This is a genomic window from Priestia sp. SIMBA_032 (assembly GCF_046535215.1).
Classification (GTDB): domain Bacteria; phylum Bacillota; class Bacilli; order Bacillales; family Bacillaceae_H; genus Priestia; species Priestia aryabhattai.
Window position 1 is genome coordinate 1 of record NZ_JAWRXD010001535.1, and the last position, 237, is coordinate 237.

Annotated in this window: 1 protein-coding gene; it reads left to right on the plus strand. The window is 72.2% G+C overall.

Translation table 11 applies throughout. The features are described from left to right. Positions 1-237, plus strand: a 237-nt coding sequence (locus SB717_RS39420; protein ID WP_410908765.1) for a hypothetical protein, incomplete at both ends; no start/stop codon positions are given.

Sequence of the window (237 nt, forward strand, 5' to 3'; positions counted from 1 at the left end):
TCGGTCGCTTCGCGCTTCCCCTCGGACACAGCGACAACGTCCGCGCGGGAGAGCAGGGCATCGCCCCGAGCCCGGTGTTCCTGCTCCCCCAGACGCTGCCCGTCCCGGTTCCCGCGCAGGCGACGGCTCTGACCGCGACCGTCCACGGCACCGCCCGGCTCGACGCCGTCATCGTGCAGCCGGTCGTCTCGCATCTGGGCCTCACCGGCAGCTCCTCCCTCGACGTCTACGTGAACG